Raw genomic sequence first — 5900 nt, forward strand, 5'->3', positions numbered from 1 at the left:
TAAACTTTACACACTTTATGGGATACTCCCTGCAACAAAAAACTGGACAAATAGTTGAATGACTACGCCGCTAGTTTAAGGTTATACATATCTATTTCAAATTCTCTTATAGTTTTATTTCCTAAAAAGGAATGTCTTCTTCTATTATTGTACCAGGTTTCTATCCATCCAAAGATGGATAACTCCGCTTCAGATCTCAACTTATAATTATGCCTATAAACCCACTCTACCTTTAATGATTTAAAGAACGATTCTGCAACGGCATTATCCCAGCAATTACCTTTACGACTCATGGATTGGTTTACTAAGCTATTGTAACTTTTAATTAAAGAGGTAAACTTATGGCTGGCATATTGTATACCTCGGTCGGAATGAAAAATTAAAGGCTGGGTCAAAGTTGTTTTCTTTACAGCCATATGCCAAGCTTTAATAATAGTGTTTTCTGTACTTAGATTATCGCTTAGAGCCCATCCAACAACTTTGCGGTTAAACAAATCAATAATGACAGTAAGATATAACCAACCTTGTTTAGTTTTGATATAGGTGATATCGCTCACCCAAACTTGATTCTGCCTGCTTACTTCAAAGTTTTGGTTTAATAAATTAGGTGCTATTGGGTAATTATGCTTACTATCTGTGGTTGCTTTAAACTTACGTTTTCGTTTTGCAAACAAATAATTAGCATTCATAATGCGCGCCACTCTGGGCTTTGATATTTTATAGCCTAATGTTTCCAACTCTGTTTTTATTCTGGGTGAACCATAGCTTTCAAAACTATCTTTAAATATAGATTTAATAAGCGCTGTTACCTTTTGGTTTTCTAACCATAATTTACTTGGTCCTGATTGTAGCCAATGGTAATAACCGCTTTTGCTTACCTTTAATATTTGACACATCATCTCGACAGGAAATTTCATAAGGTGTTGCTTTATAAACCTGTATTTCTCTTGTCGCTCGAGGAGAAGATGCTGATGGCCTTTTTTAAGATGTCGCGTTCCATTTCGGCATCTTTTAAAGCTTTTTTTAATCGAGCTATCTCTTTTTCTTCATCTGTCATTTTAGGGTTTCCTCGACCTGGAAAACTGTTCTTACCATAATCTTTTAACTCCTTACGCCAACGGTAAAGTACTGATGGGAATATGTCCAGATCCTCGCATACTTGTTTTACATTGCCTTTGGCATAACTTAATTCGACTGCTTTTTGTTTAAATTCTAAGGTGTAATGTTTAGATTTTCTTCTCATAATTGCTAAGATAAAAACTAACTAACATTTTCTCTCATCTTTATGTCCAGTCTAATATAGGAAGTCCATAGGAGAAGCTTCAAAAAATTTGGATCCAAGTATAAAAGAAAAGTATCCCATTCTTCCTTGGTAAGAGATGTATTATTTGAGGAACAAAGTTTCACACGAATACTTTGGGATTGATTATGAGGTGATTTGGGAAGTAATTACAAATTATTTATCTGATAATAAATTTCAAATTGACCAAATTCTTGAAGCAGAAAAGAAACTAAAATTCGCTAGTTCCTTATTCCAAGGAATATGCTTTTCTATATATAAGATTTTTTGGTTGTAGCTTCCATTTCAATCTTAAAAGCAAACTACACAGATCATTGTTTCACTTGTAGTAAATGTTAAACAATGATCCTTCCATTCCTTGAAAAAACCACTCCCGTGCATCACATATAACATTTATTCTAGAAAGCTACTTAAAATAAAACTTGTTGTCTTTTCTAATTATAGTACTTTTGAAGGCTATTTAAAAGAGATTCAAGCTATGGAGCTGGAAGTTTTACTACAGATTGCTGTTGACGCCGCTTTAATAGGAGGTAGGGAGATTATGGAAGTATATCACTCCAATGAATTTGGAGTAGAGCGCAAAGAAGATCATTCCCCTGTTACTCTAGCAGATAAACGTGCAAACGCTGTAATTAATGAGATTCTTCTTCCCACTGGTATTCCTATTATCAGTGAAGAAAATAAAGAAATAGAATTTAACCAAAGAGAAACATGGAATCGCTGTTGGATTGTAGATCCACTAGACGGTACTAAGGAGTTTATAAATAGAAATGATGAGTTCACCGTAAATATAGCTTTGGTCGAAAACTCAATACCAATTTTAGGGGTGATTTACGTACCTGTTACTCAAATGATGTACGCCTCTATTGTACCTCGTAAAAATCTTTGGAAGCAAAAGATGATCGTACAAGACAGGCCTATTTCTGAACAAGTACCACTTTCTAGACCAAGGAAATCAACCAATCAAAAAGTCGTTGTTCTCAAGAGTCGATCACACCTTAATATTAAGACAGATGCTCTAATTAATGAACTTAGAGCGACCAAGCCAAATATAGAAGTTGCCTCAGTAGGAAGTTCTCTTAAATTCTGTCTCATAGCTGAAGGGAAAGCCGACCTATATCCAAGAATTGCGCCTACTATGGAATGGGATACTGCTGCAGGTCACGCACTTTGCAAAGCGGTGGGGATAGAGCTTGTAGAAACGTTAACCAACAAACCCTTAAGATATAATAAAAAGGAATTGATAAATCCATCATTTATCGTAATTTAATGGCAGATAATTCAAGAAAACGACATATAGCCAAAGCCATCACCTGGCGCATTGTTGGCTCTGTAGATACTTTTATGCTATCTTGGCTCATTTCCGGAAACCCCCTTACGGGACTAAAAATAGGATTTGCCGAGGTACTTACAAAAATGGTATTGTATTACGCGCATGAGCGGGTTTGGTTTAAAGCGAAAGTCAAAAACAGTAAGACACGTCACCTGCTTAAAGCAGTAAGTTGGCGGGTATTAGGAACTTTAGATACCATGACTCTGGCATGGATCATAACGGGGGATCCGTATACTGGATTACAGATAGGTATTACTGAGGTGTTAACAAAAATGGTTTTATACTACCTGCACGAACGCGCATGGTATCAAATCAATTTTGGATTGGATGACAGAAAAAATAAACAACTTAAATAAATGGATGTTCAATTATTTCCATATGGCTATAAGGTAACTCGTGAGCAGCGAAACCAACTTAATGGACATAATTCACTGCTTATTTGGTTTACTGGTCTATCAGGTAGTGGTAAATCTACCATCGCCGATGCACTTGAACAAAAATTGCACAATAAGAAGATTAGAACCATAGTACTCGATGGTGATAATGTGCGGGGAAATCTCTGTGAAGGGCTAAGTTTTTCTCCTGAAGATCGATCGGAAAATATAAAGAGAGTCGCTCAAATGTCACGTATACTCTTGGATTCGGGAGTTGTTGTACTTGCAACTTTTATATCACCCTACAAAAAAGATAGAGAATATGTAGAAAATACCATAAAACCTAATACCTTTGTCGAAGTTTTCGTAAATGTTAGTGTAGAAATTTGTGCTTCGAGAGATCAAAAAGGATTGTACGCGAAAGCAAAAAAGGGCGAGTTAAATAATTTGACGGGAGTTTCAGCTCCTTATGAAAAACCCCAGCACCCTGATGTGGAAATTACAGAAAATGACAGCCTCGAAATGGCTGTTGACAAAATTTATACAAGGATTAAAGACAAGTTAGAACTCAAAGACAATGAGTAAGTATTATTTAAATTATTTAGACGAATTAGAATCGGAAGCTATTTATGTGCTACGCGAAGTTTGGGCACAGTTTGATAATCCGGTTATTTTATTTTCCGGAGGAAAAGATTCCATACTAGTAACGCACTTGGCAAAAAAGGCGTTTTACCCTGCAAAGATTCCATTTTCTCTTATGCATGTGGATACAGGGCATAACTTTCCAGAGACTATTAAATTCAGAGATGACCTGATTAAAGAATTGGGTGTAAACCTCATTGTTGGATCCGTTCAAGAATCCATCAATCAAGGAAGAGTTGCCGAGGAAAAAGGTAAAAATGCTACCCGAAACGCCCTTCAGATCACAACACTTTTGGATGCCATTGAGGATAATAAGGTGGATTGTGCAATTGGAGGAGGAAGAAGAGATGAGGAAAAAGCAAGAGCTAAGGAGCGTTTCTTCTCTCACCGAGACGATTTTGGACAATGGGATCCTAAAAATCAGCGACCAGAACTTTGGAATATCTTTAATGGAAAATGTTTTGAAGGAGAACACTTCAGAGCATTCCCAATAAGTAACTGGACGGAGATGGATGTTTGGAATTACATCAGCCGTGAGAACATCCAAATACCATCATTGTATTTTGCACATGAAAGAGAGGTAGTTTGGAGAAGTAACTCTTGGATACCTAATTCAGAGTTCCTCATACTAGAAGATCAAGAAGAAGTGGTGACTAAGAAAATCCGATTTAGAACCCTTGGTGATATTACCATCACTGGTGGTATTGAAAGTGATGCTGATACGGTTCAGAAAATTGCCAATGAAGTATCGACCATGCGTCAGACTGAAAGAGGAAATCGTTCAGATGACAAGCGATCAGAAACCGCCATGGAGGATAGAAAGCGTCAAGGATATTTTTAATTAGAGAATAAGGAAAAAAATGCAAATAGATAACAACCAATTATTACGATTTACCACAGCCGGAAGTGTGGATGATGGAAAGAGTACCCTAATCGGGAGATTGTTGTATGATTCTAAATCAATCTTTGAAGATCAATTGGAAGCTATAGAAAGTACCAGTAAACGTAAAGGTTTGGAAGGTGTTGATTTAGCTTTGTTTACCGATGGGTTGAGAGATGAGAGAGAGCAGGGGATTACCATTGATGTAGCCTATAGATATTTTACCACTCCAAAACGAAAGTTTATTATTGCCGATACTCCTGGTCATATTGAGTATACAAGAAATATGATTACGGGAGCCTCAACCGCTAATGTTGCCATTATTTTAGTGGATGCACGTCATGGTGTAATCGAACAAACAAAAAGACATGCCTTTATAGCGTCCTTACTTCAGATTCCACATATTATTGTATGTATCAATAAAATGGATCTGGTAGATTTTAAAGAAGATGTTTATGAGGATATTATAAAACAATTTGAAGGATTTTCTTCGAAACTTACCGTTAGAGATGTACGCTTCATCCCAATTAGCGCATTATTAGGCGACAATGTGGTTAAGCGTTCTGAGAATATGGATTGGTATCAAGGTGCCCCGCTACTTCATACCCTAGAAACCATCCATATCGGTAGTGATTTTAACAAAATAGATGCCCGTTTTCCAGTGCAAACTGTTATTCGGCCACAATCTGATCAGCACAGAGATTATAGAGGCTATGCTGGTAGAATCTCTAGTGGGATATTTAGAACAGGGGATGAGATTACCGTGTTGTCCACTGGTCTTACTTCCAAAATAAAGTCTATCGACACCTTCGATGGCACTTTAGAGGAAGCTCATGCGCCGATGTCAGTATCGATCACTTTAGAGGATGATATTGATGTTAGCCGGGGAGATATGATTGTAAGAACTAAAAACAAACCAGAATCTTCTCAGGAAGTAGAAGTAATGCTGTGTTGGTTAAATAACGAATCGGCAAAACCAAGAACGAAGTATCTTGTACGACATACCACCAATGAGCAAACAGCCATGATAAAAGAGGTGGTTTATAAAATTGACATTAACAACCTTACTCGAAGTAGTGAGGATACAGAGCTCCATGCAAATGACATCTGTAAGGTGAAACTTAAAACCACCAAGCCTTTGCATTTTGATTCTTATAGAGAGAATAGAAATACAGGAAGTCTTATTCTAATCGATCCAACAACTAATCAAACGGTAGCTGCTGGGATGGTTATATAAGAAAAATATATTATTTTAATATACTAAAGTCGGGGGCATATAGTTTCCGACTTTTTTGATTATAAAAATATAGGGAGGAGTAGACTCTCGAATTGTAAATATTAGGGAGTATCCCATAAAGTGTGTAAAGTTTA

At 36.6% G+C, this 5900-nt stretch carries 7 protein-coding genes; 6 read left to right on the forward strand and 1 reads right to left on the reverse strand.

All coding sequences use genetic code 11. The features are described 5' to 3' along the window. Positions 1-62: 62 nt before the first annotated feature. A protein-coding gene (locus I215_RS15375; protein ID WP_156800305.1) for an IS3 family transposase occupies positions 63-1243 on the reverse strand; the annotation gives its coding sequence in 2 pieces (ribosomal slippage) (positions 63-988 and positions 988-1243; 1182 coding nt in all). 136 nt (positions 1244-1379) lie between these two features. Here I215_RS15375 and I215_RS16720 point away from each other — a divergent pair. The 6 genes from I215_RS16720 (at position 1380) to I215_RS15405 (ending at position 5766) form a co-directional block, all read left to right on the forward strand. Next, a complete protein-coding gene (locus tag I215_RS16720) occupies positions 1380-1577 on the forward strand; it encodes a HepT-like ribonuclease domain-containing protein (RefSeq protein ID WP_008992915.1) in 198 nt (65 codons plus the stop codon). Positions 1578-1778: 201 nt separating this feature from the next. Then, positions 1779-2570: a 3'(2'),5'-bisphosphate nucleotidase CysQ gene (cysQ, locus tag I215_RS15385; RefSeq protein ID WP_040460627.1), complete on the forward strand. Its 792-nt coding sequence runs from the start codon at positions 1779-1781 to the stop codon at positions 2568-2570. Beyond that, positions 2570-2989 (forward strand): DUF2061 domain-containing protein, encoded by a 420-nt coding sequence (locus I215_RS15390; protein WP_008992917.1) that lies wholly within the window; start codon positions 2570-2572, stop codon positions 2987-2989. The genes cysQ and I215_RS15390 overlap by 1 nt, the downstream gene beginning before the upstream one ends. Next, complete coding sequence (cysC, locus tag I215_RS15395) at positions 2990-3592, forward strand: adenylyl-sulfate kinase (RefSeq protein ID WP_008992918.1); 603 nt, start codon at positions 2990-2992, stop codon at positions 3590-3592. Further along, positions 3585-4490: a sulfate adenylyltransferase subunit CysD gene (gene cysD / locus I215_RS15400; protein ID WP_008992919.1), complete on the forward strand. Its 906-nt coding sequence runs from the start codon at positions 3585-3587 to the stop codon at positions 4488-4490. The genes cysC and cysD overlap by 8 nt, the downstream gene beginning before the upstream one ends. A 19-nt stretch (positions 4491-4509) precedes the next feature. Next, the gene (locus tag I215_RS15405; protein ID WP_008992920.1) at positions 4510-5766 is read left to right on the forward strand and encodes a sulfate adenylyltransferase subunit 1; all 1257 of its coding nucleotides are present in this window, start codon (positions 4510-4512) and stop codon (positions 5764-5766) included. Positions 5767-5900 lie beyond the last annotated feature (134 nt).

The organism is Galbibacter marinus, assembly GCF_000300875.1.
Lineage (GTDB): Bacteria > Bacteroidota > Bacteroidia > Flavobacteriales > Flavobacteriaceae > Galbibacter > Galbibacter marinus.

What these genes read in the sequence shown, in the direction of transcription:
- I215_RS15405 (WP_008992920.1), top strand. Translation starts at nt 4,510, where the DNA reads ATGCAAATAGATAACAACCAATTATTACGATTTACCACAGCCGGAAGT.
- I215_RS15390 (WP_008992917.1), top strand. Translation starts at nt 2,570, where the DNA reads ATGGCAGATAATTCAAGAAAACGACATATAGCCAAAGCCATCACCTGG.
- cysD (WP_008992919.1), top strand. Translation starts at nt 3,585, where the DNA reads ATGAGTAAGTATTATTTAAATTATTTAGACGAATTAGAATCGGAAGCT.
- cysC (WP_008992918.1), top strand. Translation starts at nt 2,990, where the DNA reads ATGGATGTTCAATTATTTCCATATGGCTATAAGGTAACTCGTGAGCAG.
- I215_RS16720 (WP_008992915.1), top strand. Translation starts at nt 1,380, where the DNA reads ATGTATTATTTGAGGAACAAAGTTTCACACGAATACTTTGGGATTGAT.
- cysQ (WP_040460627.1), top strand. Translation starts at nt 1,779, where the DNA reads ATGGAGCTGGAAGTTTTACTACAGATTGCTGTTGACGCCGCTTTAATA.